This window comes from Mycobacterium sp. (genome assembly GCF_965229265.1).
Classification (GTDB): domain Bacteria; phylum Actinomycetota; class Actinomycetes; order Mycobacteriales; family Mycobacteriaceae; genus Mycobacterium.
Genome location: NZ_CBDDIY010000013.1, coordinates 843,093 through 864,660 on the forward strand (window position 1 = coordinate 843,093; position 21,568 = coordinate 864,660).

Consider the following 21,568-nt stretch of genomic DNA (forward strand, 5'->3'; position numbering starts at 1 on the left):
GGAGGTGTCGTGGACGCGTTCAACCCGACAACCAAGACCCAGGCGGCGCTGACCGCCGCGTTGCAGGCCGCCAGTGCGGCCGGCAATCCGGAGATCAGGCCTGCCCACCTACTGTTGGCCCTGCTCACGCAGACCGACGGTATCGCCGGGCCGCTATTGGAGGCCGTCGGCGTCGATCCCGCCACGATCCGCACCGAAGCGCAACGCCTGGTCGACCGGCTGCCCTCGAGCAGCGGCGCGACCTCGCAGCCGCAGCTCTCGCGCGAGTCGCTGGCCGCGATCACCGCAGCCCAGCAGCTGGCCACCGAGATGGATGACGAGTACGTCTCCACCGAGCACCTGATGGTCGGCCTGGCCACCGGTGATTCCGATGTGGCCAAGCTCTTGACCGGACACGGTGCGTCGCCGCAGGCCCTGCGGGAGGCCTTCGTCAAGGTGCGCGGCAGTGCCCGCGTCACCAGCGCCGACCCGGAAGCCACCTATCAGGCGCTGGAGAAGTACTCCACCGACCTGACCGCCGCGGCGCGGGAAGGCAAGCTGGACCCGGTCATCGGCCGTGACAACGAGATTCGTCGTGTCGTCCAGGTGCTGAGCCGTCGCACCAAGAACAACCCGGTGCTCATCGGCGAGCCCGGCGTCGGCAAGACCGCCATCGTCGAGGGTCTCGCCCAGCGCATCGTCGCCGGCGACGTACCGGAGAGCCTGCGCGACAAGACCGTCGTCTCCCTGGATATGGGCTCCATGGTGGCGGGCGCGAAGTATCGCGGTGAATTCGAGGAGCGGCTCAAGGCCGTTCTCGACGACATCAAGAACTCGGCCGGACAGGTCATCACCTTCATCGACGAACTGCACACCATCGTCGGCGCCGGAGCCACCGGTGAAGGTGCGATGGATGCGGGCAACATGATCAAGCCCATGCTCGCCCGTGGTGAGCTGCGGATGGTCGGCGCCACCACACTCGAGGAGTATCGCAAGTACATCGAGAAGGACGCCGCGTTGGAGCGGCGCTTCCAGCAGGTGCTGGTCGGCGAACCGTCGGTGGAGGACACCGTCGGGATCCTGCGCGGGCTCAAGGACCGCTACGAGGTCCACCACGGCGTGCGCATCACCGACTCCGCGCTGGTCGCGGCGGCCACCCTCAGTGACCGCTACATCACCTCGCGGTTCCTGCCGGACAAGGCGATCGACCTGGTCGACGAGGCCGGCTCCCGGCTGCGGATGGAGATCGACTCCCGGCCCGTCGAAGTCGACGAGGTCGAGCGCCTGGTGCGTCGACTCGAGATCGAGGAGATGGCGCTGGCCAAGGAGGAAGACGCTGCTTCCAAGGAACGGCTGGTCAAGTTGCGTGCCGAGCTGGCCGACAAGAAGGAGCAACTCTCCGAGCTCACCACCCGGTGGCAGAACGAGAAGGGCGCCATCGACATCGTCCGCGATCTGAAGGAACAGCTCGACCATCTGCGCGGTGAATCCGAGCGGGCCGAACGCGATGGTGACCTGGCCAAGGCGGCCGAGCTGCGATACGGGCGGATCCCCGAGATCGAGAAGAAGCTCGACGCCGCCCTGCCGCAGGCGCAGGCGCAGGAGAACGTCATGCTCAAGGAGGAGGTCGGCCCCAACGACATCGCCGACGTGGTGGCGGCATGGACCGGCATCCCGGCAGGCCGGTTGCTCGAAGGTGAGACCGCCAAGCTGCTGCGGATGGAAGACGAGCTCGGCAAGCGCGTCGTCGGGCAGCGCAAGGCCGTGCAGGCCGTCTCCGACGCGGTGCGGCGCAGCCGGGCCGGTGTGGCCGACCCCAACCGGCCGACGGGTTCGTTCCTGTTCCTCGGTCCGACCGGTGTCGGCAAGACCGAGCTGGCCAAGGCGCTGGCCGACTTCCTGTTCGACGACGAGCGGGCGATGGTCCGCATCGACATGAGCGAGTACGGCGAGAAGCACTCGGTGGCCCGCCTGGTCGGCGCCCCGCCCGGGTACATCGGCTATGACCAGGGTGGTCAGCTCACCGAGGCGGTGCGTCGCCGGCCGTACACGGTGGTGCTGTTCGACGAGGTCGAAAAGGCCCACCCGGATGTTTTCGACGTGCTGCTGCAGGTGCTCGACGAGGGCCGGCTGACCGACGGTCAGGGCCGCACGGTCGACTTCCGCAACACCATCCTCATCCTGACGTCCAACCTCGGGTCGGGCGGCAGCGAGGAGCAGGTGATGGCGGCGGTGCGCGCGGCATTCAAGCCGGAGTTCATCAACCGCCTCGACGATGTGCTGATCTTCGAGGGCCTCAAGCCCGACGAGCTGGTGCAGATCGTCGACATCCAGCTGGCACAGCTGCAGAAGCGGCTCGCTCAGCGTCGCCTGGAGCTCGAGGTGTCGCTACCGGCCAAGAAGTGGCTCGCCGATCGCGGGTTCGACCCGGTCTACGGCGCGCGGCCGCTGCGGCGGCTGGTGCAGCAGGCCATCGGCGATCAGTTGGCCAAGCTGCTGCTCGCCGGTGAGGTGCACGACGGTGACGTCGTGCCGGTCAATCTCTCCCCGGACGGCGAATCGCTGATCCTGGGCTGAGTTCCTGCCGAATTCCGTGACGACCAGACGCAGAATCGCACCATCCGCACCCCGCGGACGCGATTCTGCGTCTGTTCGCGCCCGCGGCCGGCTCCCGTAATCCGCTTGTGACCTGCTGGAGTTCCCGCTTCGGGCGGCCGAGCAGATACGCTACGTCTAATGGTTCCGTTCTGGTTCACGCTGTCCGCACTCTGTTTCGTGGGTGCGGCCGTGTTGTTGTACGTCGACCTCGGTCGTCGACGTGGCTTGGGCCGCCGCCGTAAGTCCTGGGCGCGGTCGCACGGGTTCGACTACGAGCCCGAGTCCGCCGAGATCATCGACCGCTGGAAGCGCGGCGTGATGTCCACCGTCGGCGATGTCACCGCTCGAAACGTGGTGCTGGGTCAGATCCGCGGCGAGGCGGTATACATCTTCGACCTCGAGGACGTCGCCACCGTGATCGCCCTGCACCGCAAGGTTGGCACCAACGTGGTGATGGATCTGCGGCTCAAGGGCATCGCCGAGCCGCGCGAGAGTGACGTCTGGCTGCTGGGCGCGATCGGCCCGCGGATGGTCTATTCGACCAACCTCGACGCCGCCCGCCGCGCCTGCGATCGCCGGATGGTGACCTTCGCCCACACGGCGCCGGACTGCGCCGAGATCATGTGGAACGAGCAGAACTGGACGCTGGTGTCCATGCCGATCTCTTCCACCCGCGCCCAGTGGGACGAGGGGCTGCGTACCGTGCGCCAGTTCAACGACCTGCTGCGGGTGCTGCCGCCGCTGCCACAGCAGGCGGCGCTTACCCAGTCCGCCGGCCGCCGCAATGCCTCCCCGGGTCGCCCGTTGGCCCCGGCTGGCCGCCGGGAGCTGCCGCCGGGCCACGCCGAGGCTCCGCCACCGCTGCGCCCGCAGCAGCCGCACAACTCGACCCCCGCCGGCACACAGGCCACCAACTTCCCGCGCTGAGCCGGTAGGGTCTGGGCGTGCCCCGCCCCGTCGCACTGATCACCGGCCCCACCGCGGGTCTCGGCGCCGGCTATGCCCGCCGCTACGCCCGTGACGGCTACAACCTGGTTCTGGTCGCCCGCAACGCCGAGCGCCTCGACGACCTGGCCGCCGAGCTGCGCGCCGCCAACGGGGTGGAGGTCGAGGTGCTGCCGGCCGATCTCGCCGAGGCCGCCGGCCGGGCCGCCGTGGCCGACCGGCTGGCCGCCGGGGTGCAGGTGCTGGTCAATAACGCCGGGTTCGGTACCTCCGGTGAGTTCTGGACGGCCGACCCCGCGCTGCTGCAGGGCCAGCTCGACGTCAACGTCACTGCGGTGATGCAGCTGACCCGGGCGGCCCTGCCACCCATGCTGGCCGCCGGCACGGGGACGGTGATCAACATCGCCAGCGTCGCCGGGCTGCTGTCGGGTCGCGGGTCGACCTACTCGGCGTCCAAGGCGTGGGTGGTGTCGTTCACCGAGGGACTGGCCAACGGACTGGCCGGAACCGGTGTGAGCATCCACGCGGTGTGCCCGGGGTTCGTACACACCGAGTTCCACCAGCGGGCGGGCATCGACATGAAGTCGATCCCGAACTTCCTGTGGCTAGGCGTCGATGAGGTGGTCGCCGAAAGTCTGGCCGACGTGGCCAAGGGAAAGGTCATCAGCATCCCCGGCCTGCAGTACAAGGTGCTGACGACAGTGGGACGACTGGTGCCGCGCGGGCTGGTGCGCGCGGCCAACAACGCGATGGGACGAAGCCGTGGACGCACCTGAACTCAACGCCGCCGAGCGCGCTGAACTCGCCGACCTGGTCCGCCAGTTGTCGGTGGTTTTCGGCCGGGTCACCCTGTCCTCCGGCAAGGAGGCCGACTACTACGTCGACCTGCGCCGGGCCACGCTGCACCACCGCGCCGCCCCGCTGATCGGCCGGCTCGTGCGCGAGCTCACCGCCGACTGGGACTACTCGGCCGTCGGCGGGCTGACCATGGGAGCCGACCCGGTCGCCGCGGCGATCATGCACGCCCCCGGCCGGCCGATCGATGCCTTCGTGGTGCGTAAGTCGGTGAAAAGTCATGGGATGCAACGGCTCATCGAAGGCGCCGACGTGGTGGGCAAACAGGTCCTGGTGGTTGAGGACACCAGCACCACCGGCGGGTCGGCGCTGACCGCTGTGCGGGCGGTCCGGGAGGCAGGCGGCACGGTGGTCGGGGTGGCCACCGTCGTCGACCGAGCCACCGGTGCGGCCGAGGCGATCGAGGCCGAGGGAGTGCCCTATCGCAGCGTCCTGGGTTTGGCCGACCTGGGCCTGCCGCAGTCCTGAGCCGGATCGTCGGGCTCGCGGATCGGCGCCTCACCGACCACCGGGACGTCGGGACATGACGCATCAGCCCAGCGCTGGTTTGGTGTCGAGGGACAGATATACGAAACTGGCAGCGGTGAGCATCAACGACGAAGCCCTGGCACACTCGGACCTGGACTGGGACGACGTCGTTGATGTCATCTGCGCGGGCACGGGGCCCGGCGTTCTCGCGCACGCGATTTTCTGCGCCGAACTCGACCTGACGGTGGAGCTGGCCGATATGGCCCTGCCGGCCGATCCCGGGACTGTCGAGTACCTGGAGGCGATGACCGACGATCTCGGTCCGTTGACGCCGCTGCCCGAGGACCTGGCGGTGCCGATCGTCCAGGCGCGCCCGGTGGTGGTCGAGACGGGCCGTCGCGCCACGATCGAGCCGTTCTTCGGGTCCCGGCTCCGGGACTGGTCGGCGCGCTGTGCCGTGTCACCGTTCGGGATCATCTACAGCCACGTGCCCGAGTCGATGACCGCGATGCGCGCGCAGTCCGGCGACCTGATCCGCGCCGGCCTGCTCGGTGATTTCCGGCCCGACAGTGATCGTCCCGGCCTCGAACTGACGCACTGGCTGCGTGAGCGGGCGCGCGACTGTGGCGTCGACGAGGGAGGTGGCACGCAGCTCGAGCACCTGATCTTCGAGTACGGGAAAGTCGCCGGCGCGGCACTGTGCACCTCGGCGGGCACCCGCCTGGTGCGGGCGACCGCGGGCGTGGCGCTCTCCGCCGGTCCGGTGCCGGCGGATTGGCCGGTGCAAGCCGAGTTGCGCAGCTGCCCAACGCAAGTCGCCATCGTGAGCCGCACAGCGAGCCGTTTCGGTCGGGTCGAATTGCTCGCCGGAGGCTGAATCAGGGCGACGGCTATGCCGAGAAGTCCACCGGCAGGCGCTTTTTCGCGAACAATCCTGCCATCGCATCCGCGGGCAGCGGACGAGACAGCAGGAATCCCTGAGCGCGATGGCAGCCGTGTCGCAGCAGGGTGAGCGCGGCCGCGGGGGTCTCCACGCCCTCGGCCACCAGTTCCAGGTCGAAGGCCTCGGCCAGCGCGATGACCGCCCGCACGATGGCCAGGTCGCCCGGGTTGACGCCGAGTTCGCGGACGAAGCTGCGGTCGATCTTGAGGGTGTCCACCGGAAGTGATTTCAGGTGGGTGAGCACGCTGTAGCCGGTGCCGAAATCGTCGATGGCGATCCGTACGCCGACCTCCTTGAGGCCGGCCAGGGTGATGCGGGTGGTCTCGATGTCCTGTACCACCACCGTCTCGGTGATCTCCAGGCAGACCGACCTGCTGTCGAGGTTGAACTCCGCGATGGTGTCGGCGACCAGCGTGACGAATCCGTCGGTCACCAATTGCACCGGTGAGACGTTGAGCCGCAGTACCGTGTCGGCACCGATTCCTTCGGCGTGCCACCGGCTGAACTGCTCACACGCTGCGCGCATCACCCAACGGCCCAATTCGCCTGCCAGGTTGATCGATTCGGCGATCGGGATGAACGAGTCGGGATACAGCAGGCCGCGCGTCGGATGCTGCCAGCGCACCAGGGCCTCGACGGCGAGGATCTCGCCGGTGCGCATGTCGACTTCGGGCAGATAGTGCAGGGTCAGTGCCCCGGTCTCGATGACTCCCTGCAGGCGCAGCTCGATGTCGTTGCGGAACTCAGTCTTGAGCGACATGTCCTCGGTGAACACCGCGATCTTGTTGCCGCCCGCATTCTTCGCATTGAGGACGGCTTGGTCGGCCCGGCGTAACAGGTCGGATGTGGTGTCTTGGCCCGGAAAACCCAGTGCCACACCGACGCTGACCGTCCGGGTGAGGAGCTCATTGCCGATCGCGACGCGCTGGCAGAGCAGCTGCTGAAGCTGACCGGCCAGCTGCTCCGCGGCCTGGGCGTCCATCGGCCGGGCCGGCACGACCACGAACTCGTCGCCGCCGAGCCGGGCGATGACGTCGCCGTCGCCGGTTTCTTCCCGCAGTCGCTTCGAGCAGGCCCTGATGAACCGGTCGCCGGCGTGATGGCCGAGGTAGTCGTTGATGGCTTTGAGCCGGTCGAGATCGAGGAAGAGCGCGGCCACCGGACCGGGTCGGCCCGTCCGGAGCCGTTCATCGAGGTGAGCCAACAGTGCCCGCCGGTTGGAGAGGCCGGTCAGATCGTCGTGCTCGGCCAGGTAGCGCAGCTGGTCCTCGGCGGTGACACGCGCTTGGACCTGGGCGAACAGTGAGGCAATCGCCTTGAGCGCATTGAGCTCTTCGGTGGACCAGTCTTTGATGCCGAACTTGATGAAACCTAGTGCCCCGGTGGTGATGTCCCCCGACAGCAGCGGCACCGACGCCAGCGACGGCAGGACGACACCGCTGGCTTCCTGCACGCGGCGCTGATAGTCGTCGGCATCGGCGGGTGTCGGATCCGGGGAGAAGAAGACGGGTTCCTTCGCGTGCTCGGCGGCGGCGAAGATGGGGTCGGCGTCGGCGAAGAAGACGACCCCGAGCGGGTCGGGGTCGGGAACCTCCGGCCGCGGCGGCCACTCGGCGATCAGCTTGGTCGCCCGGATCGAGTGATCGTTGTAGCGCAGGAAGCTGACGTCGACCCCGAAGGAGGCCACCAGCTCGGCCAGCACCTCCTGGCTCACCTGTACCGAGGTCGCCGAGGTGGCTGCCATCAGCTTGGTGGCCACGCTGGTGACGAGGTTCTCGAGGCTCACCGACCCAGCCGCTCGACGGGGCGGCGGCGCCTGCTGCGCACCGACGGGCGGGGGGCGTGGATGAACCGCAGGACCAGCGCCTGAGATTCCTCCTGGCCCGTCGCGGTCAACACCCGGAACCGCCGTTGCAGGGCCCGCAACGCCGGGACATGGCCGGGAGCGAGCTCGTCGAGGTCGCGGGCGCCGTGCGCGTAGAGAAAGACCGGGGACACCGGCTGGACGCCCAGGCCGTGCTGCTGGGCGGCGATCCAGACCGCCTCGACGGCGGCCCCGCCCCGGGCATAGTCGGTCAGGGTGTGCCCGGTCACGGTGACGACACCGAGCGCCGAGCTGGCCTGCACCCGTTCGGTGACGTCTCGACCCAGCGCCTGGCCGGCGTCCCACTGGGCCAGGCGAGCCATCACGTCGCCGCGGCGCAGGATATCGAGGGTCGCCACGTCGGCGGGGCCGAGCTCGAGGCTGCGGATGTCGAGGCCGTCGACGGCGTCATCGCCGGGCCAGCGTAGTTCGGAGATCATCTCGGCGTGCAGGCGCGGCTCCAGGTAGCGGATCCGATCGGCGGCCGCCAGGATCGCCGCCGCCGATTCGATCTCCTCGCGCGCCGTCAGCAGCGCAAGGGTGCCGCCTTCGCCGCGCGCCGCGGCCTGCAGCGCGGTCACGGTTGTCGCTGTCACCGGCGACGGCGTGCCGCGGTGGCGATTGGTCTCCCGGTCCAGCATGAGGCGGTACAGCGCCGCCAGAGCGTCGTCGCGGCCTCCGGCGAGCCGGATCACCGCCCGCAACGGGTCGGTTGGGCCGTCCTCGGTGATGCTGACCGGGCCTGTCATTCCCTGTGCCGCGGCGGCCACCCGGGCATTGAACGCCGCCGCCCCGATCGCGACGGCGCTGCCACGGTAGGCGACGTCCATCGCCGAGGTGTACTTCGGGTCGAGCGCGACGGTCACTGAACCATCCTCAGTCACGATCTTCCACGGTTGCATGTTGCCCCCGGACGGGGCGCGCCCGGCGGCGGCCGCGATGATTGCTACTGGTGTTGAATCCTGTTGTTCCACAGGAACATCGGGTGGTTCCGGCACCGGCTGCGGTGGGTCTGGTTCGGTGAGGTGGTCTAGCGCGCCGGACACGTCGACACGCACCCGGCCCGACGGCAGCGGCTCGCCGAGGCCGATCCTGCGCACCGCCTCGGCCACCGTCGCCGCGCCGACCGCGATGTCGCCGGCGACCTGGGGCCAGGTCGACAAGGTGTGGCCGACTTCGACCAGTGAGGCGGCACCCCGGTCGGACAGCCGCTGCGCGTCGACGATCCGCAGGACGTGGGGCACCTTGTCGGCGCCGCTCAGACCGGCCAGATCGGCCACGCCGAGATCGCCGAGCAGGCCGTGCAGGATGGGCCGCTGCGGTTCCAGGTCGTAGCGCTCCACGTCGATCAGGCCGCGGTCGCTGCTGGCCATCAGCACCGGAATCCGTCGCGCCCGCGCGGCCTCGCGCACGGCGGCCTTGATGTCGAGTGAGTCGCACTCCTCCACCACGACGTCGAGCCCGTCGATGAACTCGCCGATGGAGTCCACGGTCACACCCGCGGTCAGCACCTGCACCGTCAGGTACGGATCCAGCTCGGCGATCCGTCGGGCGGCCACGATGGCCTTGTTCACCCCGATGTCGAACACGGTCGCCGGCACCCGGTTGAGGTTGGACAGCTCGAGTTCGTCGAAGTCGGCCAGTCGCAGCGTCCCGCACAACCCCTGCGCGGCGAGGGTGTGGGCGATCGCATGACCCACCGAAAGCCCGACCACGCCGACCGTGAGCGCACCCAGCCGCTGCTGCTCGCCGGTGGTGACCATGTTCCGGTTGCGGTCCAGCCGCAGGCGTGCGAACGCGCGCGGTCCTGGCACCGCCACCACCGCGCGCCGCCACGGGTAATGGGCCCAGCGCATCGGCTCGGTCAGCAGATCGGCGTCCGGTGCGGGGCGCAGGGCACGCAGCCCGGAGGTGAACTCCGAGCCGCGGTCGACGACCTCGATGCGAGGATCGTCGCGCAGCCGGGTCAGCACGGCGTTGTCTGCAGGGTCGGTGCTGAGCAGGATTCGTGCGCTGAACGCGTCCGCGCCGGCGTCGGCGGAGACGTCGAAACTCACATGCCGCTCCCGTATTGGGGCCCGAAGTCGCCGAACTCCTCGCAGATCGAGGCCAGCATGTGCATCTCGGCGACGATCTTGGCCAGCTGACCCGGCTCGGCGTGGTTGGCGAACGTGCGCCGATCCCACCACATCATCTTCGTGCGGTAGCGCTCGTTCGGATACGGGGCGGCGGGGATCTTGTCGGCCACCACACCGCCGGAGGTGCTCCACCTGTCGAGCACGTGCGCCGCGGCGGTGGCCAGGATGAACTGCGCACCCAGCAGGCTCATCGTCGGGAAGGCGGTGCGGGCGAAAGTTCTGGTCAGCGCGCCGCTACGAGCGGGCTCGTCGCTGACCCAGGCCGACTTCATCTCCACGACGCCGAACGGCAAACGGTCGGTGATCATCTTGCGGACAGCGGCCTGCCCGGGTTGGTCCGCCCACTCGACGATCGCGTGGGATTCGTCGGCGTGCAGATAGGGGCCCTTGGCCCGCAGGCCGCCCAGCATCCGGCCGTTCTCGTCGAGCGCGGCGTAGAACAGGGTGGTGTCGCGACCGTCGCTGAACGAGGCGAGGTCGAGGGCGTCCTCCACGCCGTGCTTGTGGTAGCTGCGCAACGCTCCCTGCACGTAGCCCTCCCATAGCTCGGGCTCGTCGTCGGGCTGCGCGAGCACCAGAGTGCAACCGGTATCCGCGTCACGCCAGCTAATGGTTGCCGGCAGGCGGTAGAGCGTTCGGTCCGGGAAGTCCAGCGCTGAAGCGTTCATCGTTTCCCATCTATCGGCTGAACTGCGGACCGGGTTTTGGCCGGGAAAGCCGGCCTTGCGCGGGCGCAAATTACTCGGACTTGCAAGTATCAGTATCTCGTCGAAGGCTGCCCTTACTCCACCTCTTGGCCGGAAAACCCCTGGTTAACGGGGGGTAACCGGCGCGGCTAGCGGCGAACACCACCTGGCACGGGAGCCACCGCGAACCGCGAACTGGACAACATCCGAGGTCAGCGCCGAACGAGCTACTGAGCGGGTCGCAGACCCTACACTCGTCATCGTCGGCACCCGGATTGTCATTACCGGCCACTCGGGGGCCGGATCTGAAGTCGACGACGCGGCCGAAGGGCCAGAAAGGGCGGGGCGTGACCCGTATCGCACCGGCCGCGGGGACCGCCGACGGCGCCCCGCGACGACGTGGAACCGTCCGCACGGACGGTGCCGCGGGGCCTTCGATCCGGGCGATTGTGGTCCGCGGTGCGGTGACCGATGTCAGCAAATTCAGCGACGGTGCAGCCCGGGCGAGGTCGTCGCGGCCGGACCGGCCCAGCCCGGTTGCTGATTCGACGTTGTGCGGACACTGCATGACTGTCGCCGGAGTCCCGTGACCGAGGCCGGGCCGACTGAATGGAGCACCGGCGCACCGGGTGTCGGTCCCTGGGCGGGGACGTTGCCCGACGATCCCCGGTATGACCCGGACCTGCTCCGTGCCGGTGACACCCGCAATGTCGTGGACGCCTACCGCTACTGGACGCGGGAGGCGATCATCGCCGACATCGACCAACGCCGGCATGGGCTGCACATCGCGATCGAGAATTTCGGCAACGACGCCAATATCGGTGCCGTGGTCCGGACCGCCAACGCCTTCGCCGTCGACACCGTGCACATCGTCGGGCGCCGGCGGTGGAACCGGCGCGGGGCGATGGTCACCGACCGTTACCAACGCCTGACCCATCACGACAGCACCGATGAACTGCTGAGCTTCGCCGCGGCCGCCGGGTTGACGGTCGTCGCCGTCGACAACGTCGCCGGTGCGGTGCCGTTGGAAACCACCGAGCTACCGCGGAACTGCCTGATGGTGTTCGGCCAGGAGGGTCCGGGCATCTCCGAGGCGGCGCAGTCCGGGGCGGCGGTCACGGTGTCGATCGCCCAGTTCGGATCGACCCGCAGCATCAACGCCGCGGTCGCGGCCGGAATCGCGATGCACACCTGGATCAGGCAATGGGCCGATCTTTCCCAGGCTTGGTAGGGCAGGATTCATCGCATGGATCAGCTCTGGGCGAACCGCGCGGCCAGCGCAGAAACGGCCATCGCCAAACGGCATCTGCGCCGGCTGTGGGGGGTACCCGGGACGCAGCTCGGCGTCGTCGCCTGGCCGGCCACCCGCGGTGATCGCGCGTTCGGCACCTGGCACTACTGGTGGCAGGCGCACCTGCTCGACTGCCTGCTCGACGCTCAGGTGCGCGACCCGCGGCCGGAGCGGCTCGGCACGATCAGGAGGCAGATCCGCGGCCATCGGCTGCGCAACAACGGCCGCTGGACCAACAGTTACTACGACGACATGGCCTGGCTGGCGCTGGCGCTGGAGCGGGCCGCCCGGCTGGCCGGCATCGAGCGGGCCGGCGCGCTGAAGACGCTCTCGGAGCAGTTCGTCAAGGCCTGGGTGCCCGAGGACGGCGGCGGAATCCCGTGGCGCAAACAGGATCAGTTCTTCAACGCGCCGGCCAACGGGCCGGCCGGGATCTTCCTGGCCCGCTACCTCACCTCTCAGGGCGAACGGCTGCGCCGGGCCCAGCAGATGGCCGACTGGATCGACGAGACGCTGATCGACCCGGAAACCCAGCTGGTGTTCGACGGCATCAAGGGTGGCTCGCTGGTGCGCGCCCAGTACACCTACTGCCAGGGTGTGGTGCTGGGGTTGGAAACCGAACTGGCGTCGCGCACCCACGACGATCGTCACCCGGCGCGGGTGCGGCGCCTGGTGGCCGCCATCGGTGAGCACATGGCGCCGGGAGGGGTCCTGCAGGGCGCCGGCGGCGGGGACGGCGGCCTGTTCGCCGGGATCACCGCCCGGTATCTGGCGTTGGCCGCCACCGATCTTCCCGGCGACTCGGCCGAGGACGACGCGGCCCGGGCGGCCGCCCGCGACGTCGTGCTGGCCTCGGCCCACGCCGCGTGGGACAACCGCCAGGACGTCGACGGTTTGCCGCTGTTCGCGGCGTTCTGGGACCGCACCGCCGAGATTCCCACTTCGCTTGGGGCCCAGGCGCAGTTCGTCGAAGGAGCGGTGAACTCCTCCGAGACGCCGGAACGCGACCTGTCGGTACAGCTGTCGGGTTGGATGCTGATGGAGGCTGCGCATACGGTGACAGCGTGAGGGGAAGCCGGTTGAGTCGCGACCCGACGGCCAAGCGATTCGGCGAGAACGCCGCCGCGGCGCTGTTGTTGATCTTCACCATCGTGGCGATCGTGTGGGCGAATTCGCCCTGGGCCCATACCTATTCGGAGTTCTGGGAAACGCCGGTGGGGCTGAGCTTCGGTGCCGGACACGCCGAATTGACGGTCAAGGAACTCGTCAACGACGCGTTGATGGCCTTCTTCTTCTTCATCGTCGGGCTGGAGGTGAAGGCGCAGTTCACCATCGGTGAGCTGACCGAACGCACCCGTGCCCTGGTGCCGGTGGTGGCCGCGATCGCCGGGCTCACCCTGCCCGCGCTGATCTTCCTGCTGTTCAACCCATCCGGTGACGAGGCCAGCGCGTGGGGGGTGGTGATATCCACCGACACCGCATTCCTGGTCGGTGCGCTGGCGATCATTGCACCCAAATATCCGGCGCGGTTGCGCACCTTCCTGCTCACCTTGGCGGTGGTCGACGACGTCGGGGCGCTGGCCGCCATCGCCGTGTTCTACTCCGAACGCGTGCAGGTCGTCCCGCTGCTGATCGCCGTCGTCCTGCTGGCCGCCCTGATCGGCGTGCGCTACCTGCCGCCGGCCACCCGCGGCCTGGCGTATTCCGTTCTCGCGGTGGCGCTGTGGTTGGCCTTGTTCGCCGGCGGTGTACATCCGACACTGGCCGGTGTCGCGGTGGCGCTGCTGATTCCGGTCTTCACTCCCGAACGCCAGCGGGTGGAAGCTGCCGTCGAGGTCATCCAGGCGTTCCGGCAGTCACCGAACTCGCAGTACGCGCGTGCCGCCACCCGCAGCCTGCGTGACTCGATCTCGATCAACGAGCGGCTGGTGACCGGGTTCGGCCCGTATGTGTCCTTCGGGGTGCTGCCGCTGTTCGCGCTGGCCAACGCCGGTGTGCGGCTGGACACCGACACCGTCCTTGCGGCGGCTCGCTCACCGCTGACCTGGGGTGTGGTGGCCGGCCTGGTGGTGGGCAAGCTGGTGGGCATCACCGCCGCGACTTGGCTGATGCAGCGCACCGGGCTGGGCCGGCTGGCGCCGGGCCTGACGTTGCGGCGGGTGGCCGGCGGCGCGGCGCTGTCCGGGATCGGGTTCACCATCTCGCTGTTCATCGTCGACCTGGCGATCAAGGATCCGCACTCGGCGGACTTGGCCCGGGTCGGCGTGCTGGCCGCATCCGTCATCGCGGTCGTGCTGGGATGGGCCATCTTCCGGTTGACCGACTGGCTCAGCCCGCCGGTTCCGGTCGGGCTCAAACTCGTCCGAGAAGTCGACCCGGCCCGTGACCATCTGCGGGGGTCGTCCGACGCGCCCCTGACGCTGGTGGAGTACGGCGACTTCGAGTGCCCGTTCTGCAGCCGGGCCACCGGATCGATCGACGAGGTACGCGCCCACTTCGGCGATCAATTGCGCTACGTGTGGCGCCATCTGCCGCTGGAGCGGCCGCACCCGCGCGCGATGGACGCCGCGCGAGCCAGTGAGGCGGCCGCACTGCAGGGCAAGTTCTTCGAGATGGGGACGATGATGTTCGAGTTCCAGGACCACCTGGAGTGGGAACACATCTACCGTTATGCCGACCAAGTCGGTTGTGACATCGCCACATTCGACGAGGATGTGCACTCCGCGCGGGTGCTGCACCGTGTCGACGACGACGCGCAGGACGCCGAGCTGATGGACCTCAACTCCACGCCGACGTTTTTCGTCAACGGCACCCGCCACCGTGGACCGTGGGATTCGGCCAGTCTGATCCGCGCACTGGAGGCCAGCCGCCCCACGTGACGGGTCGGCTCAGAGTGGGATCGCGGTACCGGTCTCCTGCTCGGCGAAGGCCACCAGCCGGGCCGCGGTGTCGTAGTCGCAGGCCGCTGGTGTCCGCCCGATCAGGGCTGGCTCGCCGCCCAGGCCCAGCCGAGAACTGGCACCGACGTAGCTTCCGGGCGGGATCGGCTCGCTGATGCAGAACAGGGTCGGCGCCGCGCCCTCGTCAATGTCGTTGGCGAACCGGTCGCCGGCGGCCTTGGCGACCTTGTGCGCCAACGACATCAACGGCGAGTCGGAGGTATGGGTCAGGTTGGACGCCACCCAGCCGGGGTGGACCAGGTGACTGACGACGGGGGAGCCGGCTGCCCGCAGGCGCCGGTCGAGTTCCAGGCCCCACAGCATGACGGCCAGCTTCGAGGCGCCGTAGGCGCCCATCGTCGTCCACTTGTGGTTGCGCAGATGCATGTCGTCCAGGTGCAGCGTCGCGGTCCGGTGCGCACCGGACGAGACGTTGATGATCTGCGAGCGGACCCGATCACCGAGCAGGTTGGTCAGCGCGAACGGGCCGAGCAGGTTGGTGCCCAGCGTCAGTTCGAAGCCGTCCACGGTCTCGCGGCGCTGCTCGCTCAACGCGCCGGCGTTGTTGATCAGGATGTCGACCTCGCCGTCGAGCCGGTCCGGAAAGCCGCGCACCGAGGCCAGATCGGCCAGATCGAGCGCGATCACCTCGGTGGAGCCCCCGATCTCGGCAGCGCGCTGGGCCCCGAGCGCGGTGTTGCGGACGGCCATGATGACGTGTGCCCCCGCCCGGGTGAGGGCTCGGGCAGTGCCCAGCCCGACCCCGTTGGTCGCGCCCGTCACGATGATCCGCTTGCCGGTCAGATTGCCGAGTCGGCTCGGCGACCACTGTGTCACGCCGGCGAGCATAACGCCGATTCTCGAAAAACAAGACCCACTAAGCATCGGCTCTGCCATCATGCCCGTAATGAGTGACAGCGCGCAGACCATCACCAACCTCATCTACACCTATGCCGAACTGCTCGACGCCGGAGACATCGACGGGGTCGCCGAGCTGTTCACCCACGGGCGGATCTGCGGGGTGGAGAACGGCCCACCCGAGACGGTGTTCGCCGGGTGCGAGCGGGTGCGGCAGATGTACCAGATGGCCACCCGCCTCTATGAGGACGGCACACCGAAGACCAAGCACAACACCAGCAATGTGCAATTGCACATCGACGAGCAGGCCGGCACCGCGCGCAGTAAGTCCTACTACTGTGTCACCCAGGCCACGCCCGATCTTCCGCTGCAGGTGATCGTCACCGGGCACTACCACGACACCTTTCACCGCGTCGACGGCACGTGGTGGTTCGACTCCCGCACCATGTTCGTCGACCAGGTCGGCGACGTCAGTCAGCATCTGAAGTTCTGACCCGGTGGGCGCCGAGGGGACGTTCGCGATGGCGGCTGTGCTGGCCGACGCGCAGCGCAAGGAGGGCCTGAGCGACTGGGGTCCCGGTGATTTCGACTCGCCGCTGGCGGTGCTACTCGACGATTACGCCGACGCCGGCCTGAACGCGGTCGGCGAGCACCTCCTGCGTTCCGGTCTGGTGCACAGCCTTCGGATGCGTCTGCGCACGCAGGAGTGGATTCGCCGCCATCCCGAGATCCTCGACGAGCGGATCGCCGCGCCGATCGTGGTGGTCGGCATGATGCGCAGCGGCACCACCCTGCTGCAGCGGCTGCTCGCCGCCGACGCGCGGCTGCACTGTGCGCGCGGCTGGGAGGTGGTCGAGGCCGCTCCCAAACTCGGCTACGATTTCGCCGGCGTCGACCCGCGCATCGCGGTCAGCGGGGAACGGGAGAACAAGACCCGTCAACTCGCGCCGGAGCTGTTTGCCATCCATCCGATGTATGCGCTGGAGGCCGAAGAGGAGATCGTCTTCCTGGCCGACGCGTTCCTGTCGCACGTCCCCGAGTCCGGCGCCCACCTGCCCCATTACCGATCCTGGTTGAACACACAGGATTTCGCTCCCGCCTATGCCCATCTACACCGGATGCTGCGGTTCCTGCAGTGGCAGAAACGCCGGCGCGGGGTCACCGCGGCGCGCTGGGTGCTGAAGTCACCGGCCCACCTTGGTTACCTCGGCGCGCTGCGCTCGCAGTTCCCCGACGTGCACGTGGTGCACATGCATCGCGATCCGCGCGCCACCGTCGCCTCGGGCGCCAGCCTGAATGCCACCCTGCACGGCATGCACGCCGACCGGGTCGACACCCACCGGGTCGGCGCGCAGTGGCTGGAACGGATGGGCTGGACCAACGACCGGGCGATGGCGGTGCGGGACAGCTGGGCCGACGAGTCTTCCCGGGTCACCGACATCCACTACGCCGATGCCGTCGCCGATCCGATCGGCCAGGTGAGCCGGGTGTACGAGGCGGTCGGTCTGGCGTTGACGGACGTGGCGGCCGCCGCGATGGCCGACTGGCTGGCAAACCGACCGCGCGAGGTTGCGCGGCCCCCCTACGATCTGGCCGCCTACGGGCTGACCGATGCGGACGTCGACGAACGTTTCGCCCTGTACAACAAGCGCTTCGGAGAGGAGTCGGGATGAGTGCCGGCATTGACGACCCAGTGGCGACCGCGTCGCAGCACGCACAGGAGTTGGCCGCGCTGGAGCTGACCGAGCATCCGGTGGTCAGGCAGGCATACCGGTCGGTGGCGCAGAACTGGCTGAGCCGCGCCAACCCCTCCGACGCGATGCGGGAGCGGTTCGACGCGGCCTACGCCGAGGTGATGTTCTCGGCGGCCGTCTGGTCGTCCAACCAGGACAAGCTGCGCCCGAAGGTCAGTTGCATCACCCGGCTGGCGCACCCGGTGGCCGGCCACCAGATTCCCGGATCTCGTTGGGGCATCGACAATCCAGACACCGTGTATCGAGTGATCCCGATTTCCGGTGATGAGCGCTATGAGATTCGCGGGCGGGTCGGGCGCAACCGCATGACGGAGAACTACTTCACCCTCTGGGACGCCAACATGGGCACCGTCGCGGTGCTCAACGGCCGGACCATGGACGTCGACGCCGACGGCAGTTACACCATCACGGTGGATTCCGGGCCGGCCGACGGGCGGGTGAACCATGTGCAGACATCCCCGGCGGCCCACGAGTTCTACATCCGCGACGTGCTACTGGATTGGGAGCGCGACGATCCCAACCACATCACCGTGGAGCGCCTCGGCGGGCCCCCGGCGACCCCGGCCCGCACCCTCGACGAGCAGGCCGAGGCGACCGCGGCGATGATGGCCCATTTCGCGAACTTCACCGGCAAGCTCAGTCACGGGATCTACAAGATGCCGGCCAACCACTTCAACCTGGCCTGGTCGGCGGACAAGGTCGGCGCGATGCGTAATCAGGTGTATGTGATGGGCCGGATCGACCTAGGCCAGGATGAGGCTTTCGTCGTCGACGTCAATGACGGCGGCGCCGAATACTTCACCGTCCCGCTGAGCAACATCTGGGGCACCACGCTGGACATCGTCGACCGCACCGGCAGCCTGAACAAGGCGCAGTCGGTGGCCAACGAGGACGGCAGCTACACCTTCGTGATCTGTCCGGTCGACCCCGGCGTGGCGAACTGGATCGACTCCGACGGCCTGCGTGAGGGTGTCCTGACCTTGCGGATGGCCGAATTCGACGGCGGCGCGCCGCGCCCCGATCTGGGCGCGCACGGCCGCGTCGTCGCACTCGACCGCCTCGACGAGGAGGTGCCCGGCCTGCCGCGGCTGACCCCGCAGCAGCGGGCCGAACAACTGGCCGCCCGGCGCAAGGCGTATCTTCGCCGACTGCCCGAGGGCACCCCGAACGAGAGGGCCAACTAAGACATGGGTTGCTGGCTGGTTACCGGATGCTCCACCGGCATCGGGCGCGAGATCGCGCGGGCTGCATTGGAATCCGGACACAATGTGGTGGTGACGGCTCGGCGGATCGAGTCGGTGCAGGATCTGGTCGACGAGTTCGGTGATCGTGCCCTGGCCGTGGCGTTGGATGTGACCGACAAGGGCCTGATCGCCGACGCGGTGGCCGCCGCCGATGCCACGTTCGGCGGGGTGGACGTGCTGGTCAACAACGCCGGCAACGGCTACCTGTCGGCGGTCGAGGAAGGGGAGGACGAGAAGGTCCGACTCCTGTTCGACACCAACTACTTCGGTGTGGTCGACACCATCAAGGCGGTGCTGCCGGCGATGCGGGAGCGGGGGGCCGGGCACATCATCAACATCTCGTCGATGACGGGACTGGTGGCCAACCCGCCGAACGCGTACTACTCGTCGACGAAGTTCGCGCTCGAAGCGCTCACCGAGGCGCTCGCCCAGGAAGTCAAACCGCTGGGGATCAAGGTGACGGCCATTGAGCCCGGCGCCTTCCGCACCGATTGGGCCAAACGCTCGATGTGGGAATCGTCCACTCCGATCGGTGATTACGACGACAGTGTCGGCACCCGTAAGTCGCTGATCAAGGAGTTCGCCGACCACCTGCCCGGGGATCCGCGCAAGGTGGCCGAGGCGGTGGTGATGGTCGCCGGCCTCGATGAGCCGCCGCTGCGCCTGCTGCTCGGTCGTGACGTCCTCAAAGCGGTCCGGGACAAGATCGCGGCGTTGTCGGCGTCGATCGACGAGTGGGAAGCCGTCACCAAGGACGTGAACTTCCCCAGGTAATCTCCGCCCAAACCAACGTATGGGCGCGAAAGTGCGAGTAGATCGCGCCATTACGTCGATCTCGGCGTCAACTCCACAGCGTCACATGAACCTTGGGGCGAAACCGGGTCACCCCGACCCCGGTGCCGCGGATCATGGCCTGGGTGCAGCGGGGAGTGGTGATGAAGTTCAGCAGCTCGGTCACCGCTGGCTGACGCGCCGCGGGCGGCAATGTCGAGGCGCACCATTCGCCGGACAGCTGCAGGTTCTGGCCCTTGACGTGCACCAGGCGCCCGGCGGACAGATCCTTACCGACGGCGAAGCCGACCGCCAGTGAGACACCGCCCACCCGCTGGACCTCCTCCAACGCGGCGGCATCGCTCTGGAAGATCCGCTGGTTGGCCTCCGGTATCGCCAAAGATCGCAGCACCGTGGCGATTTCACCGCCTACGCCACCGGCCGACGGGCCCAGCATCCAGTGCTGCTCGCGCAGCAACGCCGGGGTCGGTGTGCCGGTGACCAGCGGGCTGCCGGGGGAGGCCACGGTGATGATCTGGTACTTCAGGAATGGCCGCACGGTGATGGCGCCGCCCGCACCGGCCGCGGCCGGTCCCAGCGCGATATCGACGGCACGCGACTCGATCAGGTCGCCGAACCGGCTGGTGGGGTGCACGCTCAGCTCGACCGACAGGTCGTCGGCGCGCGAGGAGAACAGCTCGATCAGCCCGGGTGCGGCGTGCTCGGCGAACGCGCTGGAGGCGGCGATCCGCAGCAGCCGCCTGCCGTGCGCGGCCTCGGTCACCTCGATGGCGGTCTGCTGCTGCAGGCCCAGAATCTCGATGGCCCGGCTGGCCAGCCGCAGGCCGCCCGGCGTGAACGCCAACCCGGCGGCGGTCCGGCTGAACAACGGGTCGTCGAGTTCCTTGCGCAGCTGCGCCACATGCATCGAGATACCGGCGTCGGAGACGCCCAGTTCCTCGGCCGCGGCCCGCACGGAGCCCAGCCGGACCACGGCCGAGAAGGCTCGAAGTTGCGCCGGTGTCACGAAATCAGCCTACGTTTGATGATGTGCAGGACGTCTTGGCCGAACTGGCCGCGATCTGGCGGGCCGGCGGAACCGCCGGTGTCGGCACCGTGGTGCGCACCTTCTCCTCGGCACCGCGCCAGCCGGGCGCGGCCATGGTGGTCGCGCCCGACGGGTCGGTCAGCGGCTCGGTGTCGGGCGGCTGCGTCGAAGGCGCGGTCTACGAGTCGGCCACTGAAGTCGTTGCGACCGGGGTGCCGCGGCTGGAGCGGTACGGGGTCAGCGACGACGACGCCTTCGCCGTCGGCCTCACCTGCGGCGGCGTCCTGGACATCTTCGTCGAATCCGTCTCGCCGCGAAGCTTTCCGCATCTTGACCAGGTCGTCGACGCGATCACCGGCCACCGTCCGGTCGCCGTGGCCACCGTCATCACCCACCCCGACCCCGATCGGGTGGGCCTTCGGCTGGTCATCGAGCCGGAGACCGCCGCGGGCACGCTGGGGTCCGGACGCGCCGACGCCGCGGTGACCGATGACGCCCGTGGCCTGCTGGCGGCCGGTCGCAGCGAGGTCATCACCTACGGGCCCGACGGGCAGCGCCGCGGCGAGGGCATGGAGGTGTTCGTCGCCAGCCACGCGCCGCGGCCGCGGATGCTGGTTTTCGGCGCCATCGACTTCGCTGCCGCGGTGGCCCAGCAGGGCACCTTCCTCGGCTATCGGGTCACCGTGTGCGACGCCCGCGGCGTGTTCGCGACCCCGGCGCGGTTCCCGACCGCCGACGAGGTGGTCGTCGACTGGCCGCACCGGTACCTGGCCGCCCAGGCCAAGGCCGGGACCATCGACACCCGCACGGTCATCTGCGTGCTCACCCACGACGCCAAGTTCGACGTGCCACTGCTGGAGGTGGCGCTGCGTCTCGACGTCGGCTACGTCGGGGCGATGGGGTCGCGGCGCACCCACGACGACCGGGTGTCCCGGCTGCGCGAGGCGGGTCTCACCGACGCCGAACTGGCTCGGCTGTCCAGCCCGATCGGACTCGACCTCGGGGCGCGCACCCCGGAGGAGACCGCGGTGTCGATCGCCGCGGAGATCATCGCCCACCGTTGGGGCGGCCGCGGCCGGCCCCTGTCGGAAACCGGCGGCCGGATTCACCACGATGCCGACGCTAGCCCTTCCCCGCCAGGGGAGTTAAGCGATCGCTTAAGTCGCTATTGACGATCTCGAAACGCC

General features: G+C 68.8%; 18 protein-coding genes. 13 read left to right on the forward strand and 5 right to left on the reverse strand.

All coding sequences use genetic code 11. From position 1 onward, the window contains the following. Window positions 1–9: 9 nt before the first annotated feature. The 5 genes from clpB (at window position 10) to ADBZ9K_RS25990 (ending at window position 5,722) form a co-directional block, all read left to right on the forward strand. Complete coding sequence (gene clpB, locus ADBZ9K_RS25970; protein WP_526625128.1) at window positions 10–2,556, forward strand: ATP-dependent chaperone ClpB; 2,547 nt, start codon at window positions 10–12, stop codon at window positions 2,554–2,556. 159 nt (window positions 2,557–2,715) lie between these two features. Then, window positions 2,716–3,504 (forward strand): trehalose monomycolate transport factor TtfA, encoded by a 789-nt coding sequence (gene ttfA / locus ADBZ9K_RS25975; protein WP_526625129.1) that lies wholly within the window; start codon window positions 2,716–2,718, stop codon window positions 3,502–3,504. Window positions 3,505–3,521: 17 nt separating this feature from the next. Continuing rightward, window positions 3,522–4,298 carry an SDR family NAD(P)-dependent oxidoreductase gene (locus ADBZ9K_RS25980; protein WP_526625131.1) on the forward strand — a complete coding sequence of 259 codons (777 nt, stop codon included), beginning with the start codon at window positions 3,522–3,524 and terminating at the stop codon, window positions 4,296–4,298. Beyond that, the gene (pyrE, locus tag ADBZ9K_RS25985) at window positions 4,285–4,845 is read left to right on the forward strand and encodes an orotate phosphoribosyltransferase (protein WP_526625133.1); all 561 of its coding nucleotides are present in this window, start codon (window positions 4,285–4,287) and stop codon (window positions 4,843–4,845) included. Before ADBZ9K_RS25980 ends, pyrE begins: the two co-directional genes overlap by 14 nt. 115 nt (window positions 4,846–4,960) lie before the next feature. After that, complete coding sequence (locus ADBZ9K_RS25990; protein ID WP_526625135.1) at window positions 4,961–5,722, forward strand: hypothetical protein; 762 nt, start codon at window positions 4,961–4,963, stop codon at window positions 5,720–5,722. Between the two features lie 13 nt (window positions 5,723–5,735). Here the strand turns inward: ADBZ9K_RS25990 and ADBZ9K_RS25995 are convergent, their stop codons facing one another. The 3 genes from ADBZ9K_RS25995 to ADBZ9K_RS26005 are packed head-to-tail and all read right to left on the reverse strand — an operon-like array spanning window position 5,736 to window position 10,458. Next, entirely contained in the window at window positions 5,736–7,532 is a 1,797-nt protein-coding gene (locus tag ADBZ9K_RS25995; protein ID WP_526625640.1) for a putative bifunctional diguanylate cyclase/phosphodiesterase, read from the reverse strand. Window positions 7,533–7,570: 38 nt separating this feature from the next. Continuing rightward, window positions 7,571–9,709 (reverse strand): Rv1355c family protein, encoded by a 2,139-nt coding sequence (locus ADBZ9K_RS26000; protein WP_526625136.1) that lies wholly within the window; start codon window positions 9,707–9,709, stop codon window positions 7,571–7,573. Then, window positions 9,706–10,458 carry a hypothetical protein gene (locus ADBZ9K_RS26005; RefSeq protein WP_526625137.1) on the reverse strand — a complete coding sequence of 251 codons (753 nt, stop codon included), beginning with the start codon at window positions 10,456–10,458 and terminating at the stop codon, window positions 9,706–9,708. The genes ADBZ9K_RS26000 and ADBZ9K_RS26005 overlap by 4 nt, the downstream gene beginning before the upstream one ends. 604 nt (window positions 10,459–11,062) lie before the next feature. On the opposite strand from ADBZ9K_RS26005, the gene ADBZ9K_RS26010 reads away from it, so the two are divergent. From ADBZ9K_RS26010 to nhaA, 3 genes are read left to right on the forward strand one after another with little or no spacing between them, the layout of a single operon-like run. Then, on the forward strand, window positions 11,063–11,707 hold the full coding sequence (locus ADBZ9K_RS26010) for a TrmH family RNA methyltransferase (protein ID WP_526625139.1): 645 nt from the start codon (window positions 11,063–11,065) through the stop codon (window positions 11,705–11,707). A gap of 15 nt (window positions 11,708–11,722) precedes the next feature. Continuing rightward, on the forward strand, window positions 11,723–12,835 hold the full coding sequence (locus ADBZ9K_RS26015; protein WP_526625141.1) for a glycoside hydrolase family 76 protein: 1,113 nt from the start codon (window positions 11,723–11,725) through the stop codon (window positions 12,833–12,835). Beyond that, the gene (nhaA, locus tag ADBZ9K_RS26020) at window positions 12,832–14,646 is read left to right on the forward strand and encodes a Na+/H+ antiporter NhaA (RefSeq protein ID WP_526625142.1); all 1,815 of its coding nucleotides are present in this window, start codon (window positions 12,832–12,834) and stop codon (window positions 14,644–14,646) included. The genes ADBZ9K_RS26015 and nhaA overlap by 4 nt, the downstream gene beginning before the upstream one ends. A gap of 9 nt (window positions 14,647–14,655) precedes the next feature. Here nhaA and ADBZ9K_RS26025 read toward each other — a convergent pair whose 3' ends face one another. Beyond that, window positions 14,656–15,555 (reverse strand): SDR family NAD(P)-dependent oxidoreductase, encoded by a 900-nt coding sequence (locus tag ADBZ9K_RS26025; protein WP_526625144.1) that lies wholly within the window; start codon window positions 15,553–15,555, stop codon window positions 14,656–14,658. A gap of 58 nt (window positions 15,556–15,613) precedes the next feature. On the opposite strand from ADBZ9K_RS26025, the gene ADBZ9K_RS26030 reads away from it, so the two are divergent. The 4 genes from ADBZ9K_RS26030 to ADBZ9K_RS26045 are packed head-to-tail and all read left to right on the forward strand — an operon-like array spanning window position 15,614 to window position 19,336. Further along, the gene (locus ADBZ9K_RS26030; RefSeq protein ID WP_526625145.1) at window positions 15,614–16,057 is read left to right on the forward strand and encodes a nuclear transport factor 2 family protein; all 444 of its coding nucleotides are present in this window, start codon (window positions 15,614–15,616) and stop codon (window positions 16,055–16,057) included. A gap of 28 nt (window positions 16,058–16,085) precedes the next feature. After that, on the forward strand, window positions 16,086–17,237 hold the full coding sequence (locus tag ADBZ9K_RS26035; protein ID WP_526625642.1) for a sulfotransferase: 1,152 nt from the start codon (window positions 16,086–16,088) through the stop codon (window positions 17,235–17,237). Beyond that, window positions 17,234–18,502: a hypothetical protein gene (locus tag ADBZ9K_RS26040; RefSeq protein WP_526625147.1), complete on the forward strand. Its 1,269-nt coding sequence runs from the start codon at window positions 17,234–17,236 to the stop codon at window positions 18,500–18,502. Before ADBZ9K_RS26035 ends, ADBZ9K_RS26040 begins: the two co-directional genes overlap by 4 nt. Window positions 18,503–18,505: 3 nt before the next feature. Further along, entirely contained in the window at window positions 18,506–19,336 is an 831-nt protein-coding gene (locus ADBZ9K_RS26045) for an SDR family oxidoreductase (protein WP_526625149.1), read from the forward strand. Window positions 19,337–19,403: 67 nt separating this feature from the next. Here ADBZ9K_RS26045 and ADBZ9K_RS26050 read toward each other — a convergent pair whose 3' ends face one another. Continuing rightward, on the reverse strand, window positions 19,404–20,360 hold the full coding sequence (locus ADBZ9K_RS26050; protein WP_526625150.1) for a LysR family transcriptional regulator: 957 nt from the start codon (window positions 20,358–20,360) through the stop codon (window positions 19,404–19,406). A 23-nt stretch (window positions 20,361–20,383) separates the two neighbouring features. On the opposite strand from ADBZ9K_RS26050, the gene ADBZ9K_RS26055 reads away from it, so the two are divergent. After that, entirely contained in the window at window positions 20,384–21,553 is a 1,170-nt protein-coding gene (locus ADBZ9K_RS26055) for an XdhC family protein (protein WP_526625152.1), read from the forward strand. Window positions 21,554–21,568: the final 15 nt, after the last annotated feature.